We start from the raw sequence: 14,986 nt of genomic DNA, 5'->3' as shown, positions 1-14,986 counted from the left end.
TCATGCGCACCGGAGCCGACTACCTGGCATCGCTGCGCGACGGGCGCGTGGTGCTCGTCGACGGCGAGCAGGTCGACGTCGCCACCCACCCGGCCTTCGTGCCGGTGGCCCGCACCGTCGCCGAACTCTTCGACATCGCTGCCGATCCGGCCAGCGGAATGCAGTACACCGCACCGGAAACGGGCGCGACGGCCAACCGGGCCTTCGGGATTCCCCGCAGCCAGGAGGAACTTCGCCTGCGCCGGGAAGCGATCGAGACCTGGGCGAAGCACACCCACGGCTGGGTCGGGCGCAGCCCCGACCACGTCGGGACCTTCCTCGCCTCCTTCGCCGCCCACCCGGAGATCTTCGCCGCCGGCGACCGCGACTTCTCCGCCAACGTCGCCGCCTTCCACCGGCGGCTGCTGGAGGAGAACCTCTACGTCTCCTACGCGATCATCCCGCCGCAGGTCTCCCGCGCTACCACGGCATCGGGCTGGGACGGCGAGTACCTGCAGGTCGGCGTCGTGCGGGAAACCGAAGAGGGCATCGTCGTCCGCGGCTCGCAGATGCTCGCCACGGGTGCGGCGATCGCCGACGAGATCTTCGTGTCGTGCATCAAGCCGCTCGGGCCCGATGACCAGGACTTCGCCGTCGGCTTCGTGGTTCCCACCGCGGCGCCGGGCCTCAAGCTGTACTGCCGGCGCCCGTACGCGCCCGCCGCGACCAGCGCGTTCGACTACCCGCTCACCAGCCGCTACGACGAACCGGACGCGCTCGTCGTGTTCGACGACGTGCTGATCCCGTGGGAACGCGTCTTCGTCAACCGGGACACCGCCGGGGTGCGTCGCCAGTTCTTCGACACCGGCGCGCACGCGCTCGGCAACTGGCAGGCCCAGATCCGCTTCGCCACCAAGCTGAAGTTCATCGCCGGCGTCGCGCGCCGGGTCACGCAGGTCAACGGCGTGGACAAGATCCCCAGCGTGCAGGAGAAGCTGGGCGAGCTGGGCGCACTCGTCTCCGGGGTCGAATCCGCCGTGCTCGCCGCCGAATACACCGCCGCTCCCGACGACGCCGGGCAGTGGCTTCCGGGCAAGCGCGCGCTCTACGGGTCGATGGGGTTGCAGTCCGAGATCTACCCGCGGGTGCTGGCGATCCTCCGCGATCTCGTCGGCGGCGGCGTGCTGCAGCTGCCGTCCAGCGTCCGCGACCTCACGAGCCCGGTGACCGCCGGCGACATCGAGCACTACGTGCAATCCCCGGGCGTGGCCTCGGAAGAGCGCGTGAAGCTCTTCAAGCTGGCTTGGGACATCGTCGGATCCGAGTTCGCCGGGCGGCACCAGCAGTACGAGATGTTCTACGCCGGGGCGCCGTTCGTGGTCAAAGGCGTTTACAGCTACCGGAATTACGGCTACGAGCAGGCGCTGGAGGACGTCGAGCAGTTCCTGGGTTCCTACAAGATCGAAGCGGTTTGAGAGGTCATCATGGCTAAGCCCGAGTACGAGTTCTTCCCCGTCAGCGACGTCGATTTCACGGTCTGCCCCGGCGACGACCCGAAGATCACCGAGCGGATCCTCGCCAAGGACCCCGAGTCCGGCGTGGCCACCCGGATCCTGCGCTACGAGCCCGGTGCCGACTCGACGCCGATGGGCGTGCAGAAGCACGACTTCTGGGAGGAGGTGTACATCCTGGAGGGCTCGTTCACCGACCTGACGCTCGGTGAGACGTTCTCCGCGGGCCAGTACGCCTGCCGCCCGCCGGGGATGCCGCACGGCCCCTGGCGCACCGACGAGGGCGTCGTCACCTTCGAAGTCCGCTACTACGACAAGTAGGCCCGCCATGTCGCTTCCAGCTTTCCAAGCGGCGAACGCGGTCGACATGCGCACCAGCATGGGCCGCTTCACCACCGGGGTGGCGATCGTGACCAGCGGGGCCGGGGACCAGGCCTGTGGCATGACGATCAGCTCGCTGACGTCGATCTGCCTGGACCCGGCGATCCTGCTGATCTCACTCACCGAGGGCTCTCGGACAACCGACATGGTCACCGGGACCGGGCGGTTCGCCGTCTCGATCCTCGGGGCCCGCCAGGAGGCCATCGCCCGCCGCTTCGCCACCCGCGGTGGCGCGCGGTTCGAGGGAATGGACTGCGAGCACGGCGATTACGGCCTGCCGATGATCAAGGACGCCCTGGTGCAGGCCGAGTGCGACGTCCACAGCGCGCACGACGTCGGCGATCACCGGGTGTTCTACGGGCTCGTGCAGAACCTCCGCTGCCGGGAGGGCGCCGGTCTGGCGTTCTACTCCGGGCGGTTCGGCGACTTCCACGACTTCGGTCACGAAGAGATGCCCTGGATGTTCTGATCCCGCCCTGCCTGCTAGTCCGATCGGGCTACTGAGGACAAGAACTACCCGGTCGAGTGACAGGGCCGGGCTGCGCTGGGCCAACGCGGTTCACCGCCGCCGGGCGGGCAATCGGCGGTGGCGGCCGGCCAGAACGGGATCCGGCGCGGTGCGCTGGGCGGCGCTCGATCAATTCGAGCAGCTCAGCGCTCTGCGCGGGGGAGCGTACGAGACCTCAGCCGACCGGCGAACGTCCCGCACGAGCGAGGGGGCGTTCTCCGGTCGGCACCACGCACGGCCGCACGCCTGGCGGGCCGCACGCGTCGTGCGGGCATACCTTGTGCCCGGAGTGATCGCGGTCCTCCCCCAAATGAAGCCGCGGTACCGCGATTGCCCGCCGGTGGCCTGCTCCTTCGACCTCCCCAAATCCCTCCGGAGGAGCAGGCCACCACCACTTTCCCCGGCCCCACCGGCGATGGTTGCCCGGACAAGTTGAGTCCGCAACCGTTCGCGGCCTGGCCGTCACCCCACCGCTGCGGCTCAGGACTCCAGGGCCAGGAAGTTCCAGCGGGCTCCCGGGGCAAGGCCGCTGAGCGACTTGCCGCAGTTCTGCAGAACCCCGGCGCCGGAGGTGACGTGCTGGGTGCCGGTGTTCAGGTCCCGGTGGAACCGCTGGATCGGGCCGCGCCGCAGCGCCGCGGTGCCCGCCCACTTGTGGACCGTCTGCCCGACCGCCTGCGCGGACCAGGTCGCGTTGTTCAGCGCCAGCCGGGCCAGGGTTTCCTGTTCCGTGCCGGGCATTTCGCCGCGTCCCAGGGTCTCCTCGAAGTCGGCCCAGACCTGCATCGCCCAGGCCTGCGCGGAACGCAGCCTGCTCTCCGCGTTCGCGTACTGCGCGTAGAACTGCTGGGTGTCGACCGCGGCGTTCGGGGTCCCGGTCTTCTCGGCTGCCAGGGCCTTGAGCTCGTCCAGCAGCCGGCGGCCGACGCCGATCGCCCAGCCGGTGTGCGAGATCCCGGCCAGGGTGGCCAGGCCGATGCGGTAGATCGCGCCGCCGCGGTGGGCCCGCCTGGTGGCGGGGTCGAAGGCGTGCGTCTCGGGCACGAACACGTCCTCGCCGGTGTAGTCGATGCTGCCGGTGGAGCGCAGCCCCAGCACGTCCCAGTTGTCGATCAGCGTCGCCTGCTCCTTCGGGAAGGTGCAGATCAGCGCCTGCTCGGTCTCCGCGCACCAGGCCGCCGCGTGGACGTGGCTGGCCAGCGCGATGCCGGAGGCGAACTGCCAGCGGCCGCTGACGCGGAAGCCGCCGTCGACCCGCTTCGCGGTGCCGAACCTGGTGCCCTGCCCGGCCATCAGCGCGAAGCGGCCGCCCGCGACGTCGGGGAACAGCTCCGCCGCGGCGGCGGGGCCGACGTAGGCGGCGGTCGTGCCGGTCACCAGTTGCAGCGCCATGCACGTCCAGGCGACCGATGCGTCCAGGTAGGACAGTTGGGCGACCGTTTCCAGTTGCTGGCGGGGCGAGAACTCGTAGCCGCCGAGTTCGCGCGGGATGCCGATCTTCAGCACGCCGGAGTCGTGCACCGCCCGCACGACCTCGTCGGTGAGGCGGCCGGATTCGTCGCTGCGGTCGGCGTTGTCGGCCAGCAGCGGGCCGAGGGCGGCCAACCGCTGCCGGAGCGGGGTGAACTCGTCGCTGATGTAGAGCTCGGAGGTTTCGGTGGCCATCCTCGTGACTCCTTGCCGAGTTTGCCTGCCATGATCAAGTTCCGGTTTGGCAGCCTATGCTGCCGGCCCGGCCCGTGGTGCCGGCTTCGGCGGGAGACGGCCGAACGTCGTCAATTTGTGACCGCGATCTGCGGCAAGCTGGTAAATTTCCAACATAATCCCCGAATGGGTGAGGCAAATCTTGGCACCTGGCGATATGGTTTGGGCAGGTGCGCACGAAGATGCTGATCGGCAGACTTCCTCGATCCGAATCGAGGATTAAAAAAAATGGGGGCGAGGGATCGGGAATCCGCCAACGCGCGGGTTCCCGGTTGCTCGATGGCCACGGGAGTGGTCTGAAATGGATCTGCTTACGAGGTGTAGCGACCTCCCGTACGAGCAGTTGTGCGAGGAGATCCGGATAGCAGGGCGGGCGCGCAAGGAGGCATTGGGCCGGGGCGCGACCGCCGACGTGCAGGCGGCGGAGTCGGTGCTGGACTGGTTCCTGGACGAACTGGCCGACCGGCTCAGACAGGGGGTACGCCGCGACGAATGGCCGCGGGCCGAACCGGTTCCGCAGTGACCGGCCATTCGTGGTCGGTGCTCGGGACCGCGTCGATGAGCAGTTCGCCGGGGTCCCGGCGCGGCATCGCCGGAGACGGCTCGCCGTAGCCGATCAGCAGCCAGGCCTGCGGGTGGGGCACATCGCCGAGCAGCCGGCGCAGGTCGTCACGGATGCCGTTGGCTTCCGCCAGTAGCGGCAGCGGCGTGGCGGCCAACCCGCGCGCGGTGGCGGTCAGCCACACCCGCTGCCAGGCCTGCCCGGCTTCGAGGTCGTTCTCGGGATCGCTGCCCGCCGTGCACAGCACGGCCAGCAGCGGCGCCGGTTCGGCGTCGACCAGCCGGGTGCGGCGCACCAAGCCCGCCAGCGCGTCGTGCTCGGCGGGCTGGACGAGGTGCAGCCAGGCGCCCTCGGCGCGTGCCGCGACCCGCAGCTCGTGCTGGATCGCGGCCGGAACGGAGGTCGGCTGGAGCGGCCGCCGCTGCGTGCGGCGTTCCGGAATCGCTTCGTACAGCGCGATTTGCTCGGCGTCGGGGCGCTGGTGGCCGCCGCTGCGGACCTCCGCCAGCACCGTGGGGGGAGACAGGTGCGGAAGCAAGGTCACGACCGGCCGGACGCCGGCGTGCGTCAACGCGAGCCGGAGGTTCAGCAGCGCCGCGCCGCAGGCCAGGCGCAGCTCGTGGTCGTCGGGATCGGTGGCCGGCAGCCGCCGGGCGGGGTCCACGTGCACCTCGATGGCGTGCGGCAGCAGCCGGAACCGCCACGGCTGGCCGTTGTTCGGCGACGGGGCCAGCCCGGCCAGCTGGATGACCTGTGCGACCTGGTCCGGTACGAGATCGAAAACAGCGGGAAACCGTCGCATGTCGACTCCTCGAAGGCAACGGTGCCAGGGACCGCCGGAGGCGGGCAGAGTCGAACGACCTGCGCGGGATCACGAGGGATGCCGGGCCGGATCGGCGGAGTCGCGGTGCTTCAGGCGGTGTGGCGCGAGTTCAGGCGGGAACCAGGAGCGGCGAGTTGGCTGCGGGCGGTCACCAGGGCGGTGCGGGCGTCGTCGCGGGCTCCCTGGGCGAGGAGGTCGGCGGCGGTGCGGACCGCGTTCGCGGCGTCGGCGGGGATTTCGATCTGCGGGTGCTGGTCGAGGAGGCCGACCGCGCGGGTCAGCTCGCGGTGGGCTCGGTCGGCGGGATTGTGCTGCGCGGTGAGTAAGTCGATCAGTGCTGTGTCCACCGCGTCGCGCAGGGCTGCCTCGGTCGAGGTGTGCGGTACTGCAGTCACGGGGCGGAAGTCTAAGCGCTGCAATGGATGTTCAGCACCCTCCAACATCACCCACATGGGTGGTCCTTGGGTGTCGGGGCCGCGCCATGAACAGGAGCGTTCCGGATCTTGCCGGGCCGGGTGTGGTCAGCGGCGCGCGAAAACGGCAGCATCACCGCGACCTGGAGTTGCACCCGGACGGTGGGACTTTCGCCCCTTGAACCCTCCGGAAGCGGTGGTACTCACGGAAATGTGGCCGCATCGAACCGCGCGGGGGAGTCTGTCATGGACGGTGTCGTGAACAATTCGCTGGATGCGTGGCCGACCGGTGCGGGCGGGCGCCGACTGGTCAAGGTCGCCGATCGGCCGTGGGTGCGCGACGAAGTGCAAGGCCTGCGGGATGCCCGGTCCCGCAGGACCGCGGTGAACCTGGCGCTGTTGCGCGCCCCGCTCAACGGCGTGGACCTGGACAGCACGGACCACGCGATGCTGACCTGGCTCGCCGATCGCGACGCCGACATAGTGGCGGGCGTGCACAGCCTGCTGGATCGCGCCCGAGCGGCCCCACCAGTTCCCGACGCGGGAACGGAGCCGATGCGTTAGCGGCCGAATCCGCCTACCACGACCGCTCGTGAGCTAGGACGCCGTCGATGCTTCGCTTTCGGCGCGTTCTTCCAAGCGCCGCATGGCGGTCGCGCGAGCGGAGTGCACGTGGTGCAGGGCGGCTTGGCGGGCCGCTTCGGAGTCGCCCGCGAGCAGCGCGTCGAGGATCCGCTGGTGGTCTTCGCGGGCCGCCTCCACCCGGCCGGGCACCATCAGCGTGGTTTGCATGCCCTGGTGCAGGATCTGCTGCAGGACGCCGAGAGTCTGCTGCAGGAACTTGTTTCCGGCGGCCTCCACGATGGCCAGGTGGAACGCCTCGTCGAGCTGCTGCAGTCGCTCGAAGTCGCGCGGCACCTGCTCGGTGGCTTCGATCATGCTCTGCAGAACGCTCGAAACCCGTTGCAGCGCCTCGGCATCCTGCCGTTCTGCGGCCCAGCCCGCGGCGGGAACCTCGAGCACCTCGCGCATCGCGAACAGCTCGCTGATCGAATGGCGTTGCGTGGCCAGGGCCTCGCGGAGCTCCCGGGCGGTCTCGGGCTCGGCGATGAAGACGCCGCGGCCGTGCACCACCCGCAGCACGCCCCTGGCCTTCAGCGCGCCGATCGCCTCGCGCACCGTCGGCCGGCTCACCCCGAGCAGTTCGGCGAACTCGCGCTCCGGCGGGAGCCGGTCGCCAGGGCTGTACCGGCCCGATTCGATCGCCTGCGTGATCTGCTGCTCGACCTGGTTGGCGACCGACCCCGGCGACAGCCGCTCCCACATGCCCAATCCACCTCCGCGAAACCATTCCTGGCCACGAGTCTACGTTCGGCGTTCTTCCCAGCCGGTGAAGCTGCTCAGGATTCGGCGGTGACGCGGTCGAGCCAGTTCCACATCAGCGCGTTGAACAGCCCGGGCTGGTCGATCTGAAGGTTGTGCCCGGCCACGTCGACCGCGGCGAACGTCGCGCGCGGGTAATGCGGGAGCAGCGCGAACTGATCGAGATAGCCGACCGCGCCGTCCTGTCGTCCGGTGAGGACCAGCGTCGGGCGGTCGAACGGCGCGCCGCCCTCGGGGTCTTCGGTGAGCTCCCAGCGCAGCCGGATGCGGCTGATCGCTTCGGCGTCGGCGAGGTCGACGCCGGTCAGGATCTCCTCGCGGAACCGGCGCACCGTTTCCGGCGTGTGCACGACCACGTTGTCCCTGACCAGCTCGGCGAGCCTGTCGTCCAGCGAGTCGAGCAGTGCCGGATCTGGGCGGAGCACCTGGTGTTCGGGCACCGTGCGTTCGGCGTGCTCCAGCTTGGTGCCCACCGGGCAGATCAACGCCAGGCCGAGCACCTGCCCGGGGCGGGACCGGGTGAGCGCGCGGGCGAGGTAGCCGCCGTAGGACTCGCCGACCAGCAGGAACGGCACGTCGCCGATGGTGTCGTCCACGAAGTCCCGCACGGCGGCGAGTAGATCGTCGGAGCTCGAGAAGGAGGCTGGTGCGGGCGTTTTGCCCATGCCGGGCAGGTCCGGGTACAGCCGCCGGTATCCCGTGCGGTCGGCGAAGACCGGCTCCAGGCAGCCGAGCACCAGGCGGTGGTCGGGCCCCCAGCCGTGCAGGGCCAGCACCGGGGTTCCGGCGCCCCGCTCGACGTGGTTGAGGCGCACGGACGTGCGTTCGGGCATAGTTGGGTCCTCGGTGATCTGGAGACTGCGCTTCGGATGCGCACCCTGCCAGCGGGCACCGACGATCCCGATCTCCACGTCGTAGTCGAGGCGTCACTCGACGGAGTTGAGTAACCCTACTCAGGATCGCTGTGCGCTCGGCGTTATACGGTCGCTCGGGTTTAGGGGGTCCTTTCAGAATGCGGCGTTAGCCGCATGCGGTGTGGGACTCAGCTCGCACCGCCGCGGGTTCTCAGACGTCGTCTGGCGAGGACAGCCCCGATGCCGCGTATTGGTCATACGTAAGTCGGGGATCCCACAGCCAGGCGGCGGCCGTAACTCCCGCCGGGGGGCCGCTACCCGCACCGCTACGCAAAACGAGTTTGCAACCGTCCTCAGGGAGGGCCGACTACATGAGCGCGCACTTGGCCGGGGTTGCCGTGCACCTGCCGGAGCGGGAGGTCGGCACCGCGGAGGTGGAGCGGCGGATCGCGGCGGAGAGCGCGGCGTTCCAGCCCCCGGCCGGGATCATCCGGCGGCTGACCGGAATCGAGTCGCGGCACGTGCTCGGCGACGAGGAGCAGGCCTCCGACCTGGCCGCGGCCGCCGCGCGCAAGCTGCTCGCCGAGACCGGCACCTCGGCCGACGACGTCGATCTGCTGCTGTTCGCCTCGGCCAGCCAGGACATGGTCGAGCCCGCCACCGCGCACATCGTGGCCGCCAAGCTGGGCCTGCGCTGCCCGGTGATGGACGTCAAGAACGCCTGCAACAGCGTGCTCAACGGCATCGAGGTCGCCGACGCGCTGATCGGCGCGGGCCGGTACCGGCGGGTGCTGCTGGTCAGCGGCGAGTCGCCGTCGCGGGCGATCCGGTGGAACGTGCCCGACATCGGGACGTTCCTGCGCGCCTTCCCCGGCTACACGCTCTCCGACGCGGGCGCGGCGATGCTGCTGACGGCGGGGCCCGCCGGAGTGCTCGGCAGCGGGTTCAGCGCCGATTCGTCGCAGTGGGACGTCGGCACGCTGCCGTGCGGGGGATCGGCGCATCCGCGCGATCCCGAGTACAGCTACTTCGCGATGGACGGCGGGCGGCTGAAGTCGGCGTTCCTGCGGTTGGGCACCGGCGTGCTGGACGAGACGCTGGCGCGGCTCGGGCTCGGCTGGCAGGACTTCGCCGTCGTGTGCGTGCACCAGGTTTCCCTGCCGTACCTGGATGTTTTCGCCGAGCGGGCCGGAGTTCCCGCCGACAAGCTGGTGGTGACGATCCGGGAGCACGGCAACGTGGCCTCCGCCAGCCTGCCGCTGCAGCTGGCCGTCGCGCAGCAGCTCGGCCGCTGCGGGCCGGGCGACCTGGTGGCGCTGGTGGGCATGGCCGGCGGGGTCAGCCTGGGAATCGTGGTGATCCGGCTGTGAGCGGGCTGTGGGTGGTGGTGCCCGCCTACAACGAGGCGACCGGCATCACCGCGACGCTGGAAGCGCTTGACGCGCAACGAGATTCTGACTTCAACCTCGTCGTGGTGGACAACGATTCGACGGATGCGACGGCGGACGTCGTCGCGGGCTTCGGCCGGACGCGCCCGTGGGTCCACCTGGTGCACGAGCCGGAGAAGGGCACCGGCGCGGCCGCGGACACCGGCATGCGCTTCGCCGCGGAGCAGGGCGCGGTCCATTTGGCCCGCACCGACGCCGACTGCCTGCCCGCGCCGGACTGGACCCGGCGGATCAACGCGGCGTTCGCGTCGGGATTGCGCATGGTGGCCGGGCAATTGCTGCCGCGCACCGACGAGGGCGTGCCCGCCTGGCAGCGGTCGCTGCTGGTCGGCGCCGTCGAGGTGGCCAGCGCGTTCGGCAAGATCCGGCCCGGCAACCGCGATCCGCGCTACCGGGGCCCGTACGTGATGGCGCCGGGCTGCAACATGGCCATCACCAGCGAGCTCTACGCGCAGGCGGGCGGATTCCCGCGCACCAAGATCGAAGACGTGCACGAGGACCGCGCCCTGGTCAACGCCGTGCGGCTGCTCACCGCCGACTACGGGCTGCGGCGGGACGTCGTGGTGCGCGGCTCGGTGCGGCGGGTGCGCGCCTGGGGACTGCTGAAAACCCTTGCCTGGTACGCGGATCACCGCTACCGGCCCGAGCTGGTGGACATCAGGTGACCGCTGCGAAGTGGGAGCGGCGGGTGCAGCTCGGCGCGCACCCGCTCGCGTATCCGCTGGTGCGCGGCATCGGCCGGATCGGGCCGGTGGTGCGGGTGCCGCGCGTCGGCGTGGTGGTCAGCGAAGCCGCGCTGGCCCGCGAGGTGCTCACCGACACCGAGGGCTTCACCAAGACCGGGCCGGGTTCGCCGGCTGACCTGTGGACGCCGGTGGTGGGGCCGTCGGTGCTGCTGAACATGGAAGGCGGCGACCATGCCCGGCTGCGCCGGAAGCTGTCCGGGCTGTTCACGCCGCGCTTCGTCGAGCAGCTGTGCACGCGCGTGGCGGCGGAGCCGATGGCGGCACTGCGCGCGGAGCTGACCGCGGGGCGCGCCGTGGATCTCGTGCCGGTGGTGCGAGATCTGGCCGGCGCGGTGATCTGCGAACTCGTCGGCCTGCCGGCCGACCGGGCGGGCTTCGCCCGGGCCTTCGCCGCGGCGACGGCGGTGACTTCGATGGTGCGGCTGGGGCGTTCGCGGCTCGCTCCGGCGCAGGTGGCGCGCGGGCGGAAAGCGTTGTCGGAGTTGACCGGACCCGCCGCCGAGGCGTTCGCGCACGGCGACCCGGAGTCGGTTCCGGGACGGATGCGCGAGCTCGGCCTGTCCGAGCAGGAGGCACTGGGCGCGGTGGCGGCGTTCGTGCTCACCGGCACCGAAACGCTCGTCTCCTACGTGCCGCGGCTGATCGCCCTGGCGCACGACACCGGCTGGCTTCCGCGGCTGGTCGCCGAGCCCGAGCGCGCCGACGACGTGGTGTCGGAGGCCCTGCGGTTCACCGTGCCGTCGCCGGTGATGCTGCGCAGCGTCGCCGCCGAGCGCACGGTCGGTGCGGTGCGGGTGCGGCCGGGGGATCGGGTGGTGATCGCGACGATCTCCGCCGCGAAGAGCCTCGGCGGCTTCGACCCGGATCGCCCGCATCCGCCGGCGGTGCAGCGGCTCTGGTTCGGGGCAGGCCCGCACTTCTGCCTCGGAATGCCGTTGGCCGCCGCGGAAATCCGGACGGTGCTGGACACCGTGCTCGCCGCGGGAGGCGCGGCCGTCGTGGACCGGAAGGTCGCCCGAGGGGTGCTGATTCCCGCCTACCGGAGCCTGGTGGTGCGCCGTGGCTGATCTTCTCGCGCAAGTCCTTGACGCCGGCCGGCGGCACGGCGACGCGCCCGCGCTGACCGGACCGGCGGGACGCACGCTGACCTACGCGGATCTCTCCCGGCGCGTCACGGCTACCGCGGATCGATTGCGTGACAAGGGTTTTCGTCCCGGCGACCGGATGCTCTTCTCGGTTCGGCCCGGGCCGGAGGCCGTCGTGCTGGCCCTGGGCACGGTCGCGGCGGGCGGCACCGTGGTGTTCATCGATCCGGGCTCCGGCCCGGAGCTGTTCGCCAGCCGCCTCGACCTGGCCCGGCCCGCGTGGGCGGCCGCGGAGTCGCTGCTGTACGCGGCGAGCGCGCCCGGCCCCGGCCGTGCGCTGGCCCGGCGTCGAGGTGTGCTGCTGCCGGACTACTCGTCGCTGCCGGTCCGGCACGTGCGGTCCGGGCCGTGGCTGCCGGGCGTCCCGCTGCGCGCCGTCTCGGCGAAAGCGCTGGCCAAACCGACCGAGCCGTGGCAGAAATGGTCGTCGGCGCCGGACCAGGACGCGGTCGTGGTGTTCACCGCGGGCACCACGAGCGAGCCGAAAGCCGTCGTGCACACCCGGGGTTCGCTCGGCGCGGCGCTGGAGGTGCTCGCGGCCAGGTGCGCGCTCGCGCCCGGCGCGCGAGTGCACACGGATCAGTTCCTGCTCGGCCTGCCGAGCCTCGTGGCCGGTGCGCACTGGACGATGCCGCGCTTCGGATTCTCGCCCACCGCGGACCTTTCCTCGGTGGCGAACGGGCTTTCCGAGGCATCCCACACCTTCTTCGTGCCGGCGGATCTGGCCGCGCTGCTCGACGCCGCCGAGCGCGGGGAGGTGGCCCTGCCGAGTTCGCTGCGCCAGGTGTGGCTCGGTGCCGCTCCGGTGCTGCCTCCGCTGCTGCGTCGGGCCGAGGCGGCGCTTCCCGGCGTCGAGTTCCTGGCGATCTACGGCATGACCGAGATCCTGCCCATCGCGGTGGCCTCCGCCGAGGAGAAACTCGCCCACGACGGCGACCTGCTCGGGAAACCGCTGCCCGGGGTCCGCGCGCGCGTCGCCGACGACGGTGAGCTGCTGGTTTCCGGGCCGAACATGTGCCGCGGATACCTCGGCCGGCCGCCGTTGACCGAGCACGCGACGGGCGACCTGGCGCGCATCGAGGACGGTTCGATCGTGCTGGTCGGCCGGAAGAAGGACATGATCCTGCGCGGCAAGACCAACGTGTACCCGGGCCTTTACGAGCCGTCGATCGCCGCGCTGCCGGGCGTCGAGGGCGCGGCGATGATCGGCGTGCCGGACGAGATCGGCGACGAGCGGATCGTGCTCGTCGTGGCCGGAACGCGGCCGGGACTCGCGGAATCGGTGCGCGCGGAGCTGCCGCAGCTCATCGACGCGGCGGCGCTGCCGGACGAAGTCGTCGTGGTGGCGGAGCTCCCGGTGTCCGGGCGAACCCGGAAGCTGGACCGGGACGCGCTGCGGAAGATGCTGGCGGGATGAGGATCGCGGTGACCGGCGCGACCGGCTTCGTCGGCAACGCGGTGCGCCGTGCGGCCGAAGCCGAAGGCTGGGAGGTGCACGCCTTCGGCAGGCGGACGGGCGTTCGCCACTGGGACATCGCTAGCGGCCCGCTCGCGGATCCGCCCGAGGTCGACGCGGTCGTGCACGCGGCCGCGGCGGTCGCCGACGAGACGGCGTCGGCGACGATGTGGCGGACCAATGTGGACGGTACGCGGCACGTGGCGGACACCTTCCCCGGCGCGCGCCTGGTGCACATCTCGACCGCGAGCGTCTACGACCCGTTCACCGCGACGGTCGATGCCGACGAGACGGCGGCTCCCGTCGCCCGATACCTCAACGCCTACGGCGAATCCAAGGCCGCGGCCGAACGACTGCTGACCTATCGGCCCAACACCGTCGTGCTGCGCCCGCACGCCGTGTACGGGCCGGGCGACACGACGTTGCTGCCGCGGCTGCTCGACGCGGTCCGGGGTCGGAACCTGGTGATCGTCGGCGACGGCCGCACCCGGCATTCGCTGACGTCGATCGACAACCTCACCAACGCGGTTCTGCTCGCCTGCACGGGAAAACCCGGCACCTACAACCTCGCCGATGCCGAGCCGGTGGCCCTGGAGGACGCACTGCGCGAGATGTTCCGCGAGCGCGGCCTCCAGGTGCGCATCCGCCACCTCCCGGTGCGGCTGGCCTGGAACCTCGCGGCGGTGGCCGAGAACACCTGGCGGCCGCCGAGGCTGGCCCAGCTGAGCCGCTACGCCGTGAGCCACCTCGGGTTCGAGCGCACCCTGGACATCACTGCGGCGCGCCGCGACCTCGGCTACCGGCCGGCACCGACGTCGTTCACCGGGGCGGCCCGGTGGTGATGCGAAGCTCGGCGTAAGACGGGATCAGCACGCCGCGAGCCGGCCGCCGGGACACCACCCGGATCGGCCCGGTTTCCAGGATCGCTTGCAGCAGATGGGAAATCTCCGCCCGGGCCAGCGCGGCGCCGAGGCAGAGGTGCCTGCCGGCGCCGAACCACAGCTGCCGGGTTTCGGGCACGTAGGGCCGGTTGATGTCGAAGCCCCCGACCCGATTGTTGGCGACGTAGGTCAACAGCATCACGCGCTCACCGGCCCGCAGCCGGGCCTTGTCCACGGTCACATCGCTGCTGACGCTGCGCCCGATCAGCGGCGCGGGCGTGGTCACCCGCAGGCCCTCCCGCACGGCGTCGGGCAGCAGCTCGGGCGACTCGCGCAGCTGGTGCTGCTGGCCGGTGTCGTGCAGCAGCGCGACGGTGCGGGCCATCGCGGTGGCGGCGGTTTCGGTGCCAGCCACCATGAGCAGCGCGGCGATCCCCGAGGTCTCCTCCAACGACAGACCCAGCTCCCGGCAGCGGCCCAACAGCGTCTCGGCGGGAGCCTCGGCGAACGCCGTGGGCACGTTGCGGGTGAGGTCGGCGATGATCGGCTTGGCCTGCGCGACGACCTCGGGCGGCAGCTCGGTCGACGCGGCGCTGCCCAGCGCCAGCTTCGCCAGCCGCTCGCCGGTGCCGAACACGGCCCGGTAGTGCTCGTCCTCCGGCGGCAGGTCGAGCCCGAGCAGATCCGCCATCATCCGCCCGACCAGCACCCGCGAGAGATCGGCGAGATCGACCACGCCACCGGCCCGCAACCGCTCCACGGCAGGCAGCAACGCCGGATCGAAAACCCGGCGAACCAGCGGACGGGCGGTGGCATCGGTGAACAGGTCGCGAGCCCGCGAGCGTAGATCGGCGTGCCCGGGCCCGTCGAAGATGCGGTAGACGTAGTCGCCGAGCACCTGAGCCCAGAGGTGCCCGACGCCGCCCTCGCCGAGCAGCGTGAAGTGCGCGCCGTCGTTGAGAATCCGGCGAGCGACCACGGGATCGTTGACCAGCCAACCAAGCTTGGGAACCCGCCGGATGGGACCACCACGAGCGGAGAGCCGAAGCAGCAGGTAAAGAGCGGGCCGGCTGGCCCAAAGCAGCCGAGCCTCATGCCGCTGAGCGGGATCCCGATGGCCGAGCAGTTCGATCACGAGGCCGACTATCGCAGAGTCGTGAGCACTTTGGGTCGCTATAGCAGCCCAAAACAC

16 protein-coding genes are annotated in these 14,986 nt (G+C 71.1%); 10 read left to right on the top strand and 6 right to left on the bottom strand.

Translation table 11 applies throughout. The annotated features are described in order from the left end of the window. The first annotated feature begins 2 nt into the window (after nucleotides 1–2). Genes AB0I53_RS04945 through AB0I53_RS04935 form a run of 3 tightly spaced genes read left to right on the top strand, consistent with a single transcriptional unit; the run spans nucleotide 3 to nucleotide 2,340 of the window. Entirely contained in the window at nucleotides 3–1,454 is a 1,452-nt protein-coding gene (locus AB0I53_RS04945) for a 4-hydroxyphenylacetate 3-hydroxylase N-terminal domain-containing protein (protein WP_358596564.1), read from the top strand. A gap of 9 nt (nucleotides 1,455–1,463) precedes the next feature. After that, nucleotides 1,464–1,811 carry a cupin domain-containing protein gene (locus AB0I53_RS04940; RefSeq protein WP_358571369.1) on the top strand — a complete coding sequence of 116 codons (348 nt, stop codon included), beginning with the start codon at nucleotides 1,464–1,466 and terminating at the stop codon, nucleotides 1,809–1,811. Between the two features lie 7 nt (nucleotides 1,812–1,818). Next, nucleotides 1,819–2,340, top strand: coding sequence for a flavin reductase family protein (locus AB0I53_RS04935; RefSeq protein ID WP_358596561.1), 522 nt, complete (start codon nucleotides 1,819–1,821; stop codon nucleotides 2,338–2,340). A 519-nt stretch (nucleotides 2,341–2,859) separates the two neighbouring features. Here AB0I53_RS04935 and AB0I53_RS04930 read toward each other — a convergent pair. After that, complete coding sequence (locus AB0I53_RS04930; RefSeq protein ID WP_358596558.1) at nucleotides 2,860–4,044, bottom strand: acyl-CoA dehydrogenase family protein; 1,185 nt, start codon at nucleotides 4,042–4,044, stop codon at nucleotides 2,860–2,862. Nucleotides 4,045–4,384: 340 nt separating this feature from the next. Here AB0I53_RS04930 and AB0I53_RS04925 point away from each other — a divergent pair, with 340 nt between their 5' ends. Beyond that, a complete protein-coding gene (locus AB0I53_RS04925) occupies nucleotides 4,385–4,606 on the top strand; it encodes a hypothetical protein (RefSeq protein ID WP_358596556.1) in 222 nt (73 codons plus the stop codon). On the opposite strand, the gene AB0I53_RS04920 is transcribed toward AB0I53_RS04925, so the two are convergent. After that, nucleotides 4,551–5,447, bottom strand: coding sequence for a nitroreductase (locus AB0I53_RS04920; RefSeq protein ID WP_358596553.1), 897 nt, complete (start codon nucleotides 5,445–5,447; stop codon nucleotides 4,551–4,553). The two genes, AB0I53_RS04925 and AB0I53_RS04920, sit on opposite strands and share 56 nt — an antisense overlap. A 110-nt stretch (nucleotides 5,448–5,557) precedes the next feature. Further along, nucleotides 5,558–5,863, bottom strand: a complete 306-nt coding sequence (locus AB0I53_RS04915; RefSeq protein ID WP_358596550.1) for a hypothetical protein — start codon at nucleotides 5,861–5,863, stop codon at nucleotides 5,558–5,560. A gap of 264 nt (nucleotides 5,864–6,127) precedes the next feature. On the opposite strand from AB0I53_RS04915, the gene AB0I53_RS04910 reads away from it, so the two are divergent. Further along, the gene (locus AB0I53_RS04910; RefSeq protein ID WP_358596547.1) at nucleotides 6,128–6,445 is read left to right on the top strand and encodes a hypothetical protein; all 318 of its coding nucleotides are present in this window, start codon (nucleotides 6,128–6,130) and stop codon (nucleotides 6,443–6,445) included. A 33-nt stretch (nucleotides 6,446–6,478) separates the two neighbouring features. On the opposite strand, the gene AB0I53_RS04905 is transcribed toward AB0I53_RS04910, so the two are convergent. Together AB0I53_RS04905 and AB0I53_RS04900 are read right to left on the bottom strand one after the other, a co-directional pair. After that, nucleotides 6,479–7,207, bottom strand: coding sequence for a FadR/GntR family transcriptional regulator (locus AB0I53_RS04905; RefSeq protein ID WP_358596544.1), 729 nt, complete (start codon nucleotides 7,205–7,207; stop codon nucleotides 6,479–6,481). Nucleotides 7,208–7,281: 74 nt separating this feature from the next. Continuing rightward, on the bottom strand, nucleotides 7,282–8,097 hold the full coding sequence (locus AB0I53_RS04900; protein WP_358596541.1) for an alpha/beta hydrolase: 816 nt from the start codon (nucleotides 8,095–8,097) through the stop codon (nucleotides 7,282–7,284). 392 nt (nucleotides 8,098–8,489) lie between these two features. On the opposite strand from AB0I53_RS04900, the gene AB0I53_RS04895 reads away from it, so the two are divergent. From AB0I53_RS04895 to AB0I53_RS04875, 5 genes are read left to right on the top strand one after another with little or no spacing between them, the layout of a single operon-like run. Further along, a complete protein-coding gene (locus tag AB0I53_RS04895) occupies nucleotides 8,490–9,488 on the top strand; it encodes a ketoacyl-ACP synthase III (protein WP_358596538.1) in 999 nt (332 codons plus the stop codon). Continuing rightward, nucleotides 9,485–10,231, top strand: coding sequence for a glycosyltransferase family 2 protein (locus tag AB0I53_RS04890; protein ID WP_358596536.1), 747 nt, complete (start codon nucleotides 9,485–9,487; stop codon nucleotides 10,229–10,231). Before AB0I53_RS04895 ends, AB0I53_RS04890 begins: the two co-directional genes overlap by 4 nt. Continuing rightward, a complete protein-coding gene (locus AB0I53_RS04885; protein WP_358596533.1) occupies nucleotides 10,228–11,379 on the top strand; it encodes a cytochrome P450 in 1,152 nt (383 codons plus the stop codon). The genes AB0I53_RS04890 and AB0I53_RS04885 overlap by 4 nt, the downstream gene beginning before the upstream one ends. Next, nucleotides 11,372–12,874 carry a class I adenylate-forming enzyme family protein gene (locus tag AB0I53_RS04880; RefSeq protein WP_358596530.1) on the top strand — a complete coding sequence of 501 codons (1,503 nt, stop codon included), beginning with the start codon at nucleotides 11,372–11,374 and terminating at the stop codon, nucleotides 12,872–12,874. The genes AB0I53_RS04885 and AB0I53_RS04880 overlap by 8 nt, the downstream gene beginning before the upstream one ends. Next, nucleotides 12,871–13,755 (top strand): NAD-dependent epimerase/dehydratase family protein, encoded by an 885-nt coding sequence (locus tag AB0I53_RS04875; protein WP_358596527.1) that lies wholly within the window; start codon nucleotides 12,871–12,873, stop codon nucleotides 13,753–13,755. The genes AB0I53_RS04880 and AB0I53_RS04875 overlap by 4 nt, the downstream gene beginning before the upstream one ends. Here the strand turns inward: AB0I53_RS04875 and AB0I53_RS04870 are convergent. After that, a complete protein-coding gene (locus AB0I53_RS04870) occupies nucleotides 13,733–14,929 on the bottom strand; it encodes a cytochrome P450 (protein ID WP_358596524.1) in 1,197 nt (398 codons plus the stop codon). The two genes, AB0I53_RS04875 and AB0I53_RS04870, sit on opposite strands and share 23 nt — an antisense overlap. Nucleotides 14,930–14,986 lie beyond the last annotated feature (57 nt).

The organism is Saccharopolyspora sp. NPDC050389, assembly GCF_040655595.1.
Classification (GTDB): domain Bacteria; phylum Actinomycetota; class Actinomycetes; order Mycobacteriales; family Pseudonocardiaceae; genus Saccharopolyspora.
The sequence above is the reverse complement of the archived record's forward strand: the minus strand, read 5'-3'. Positions and strand labels throughout refer to the sequence as shown.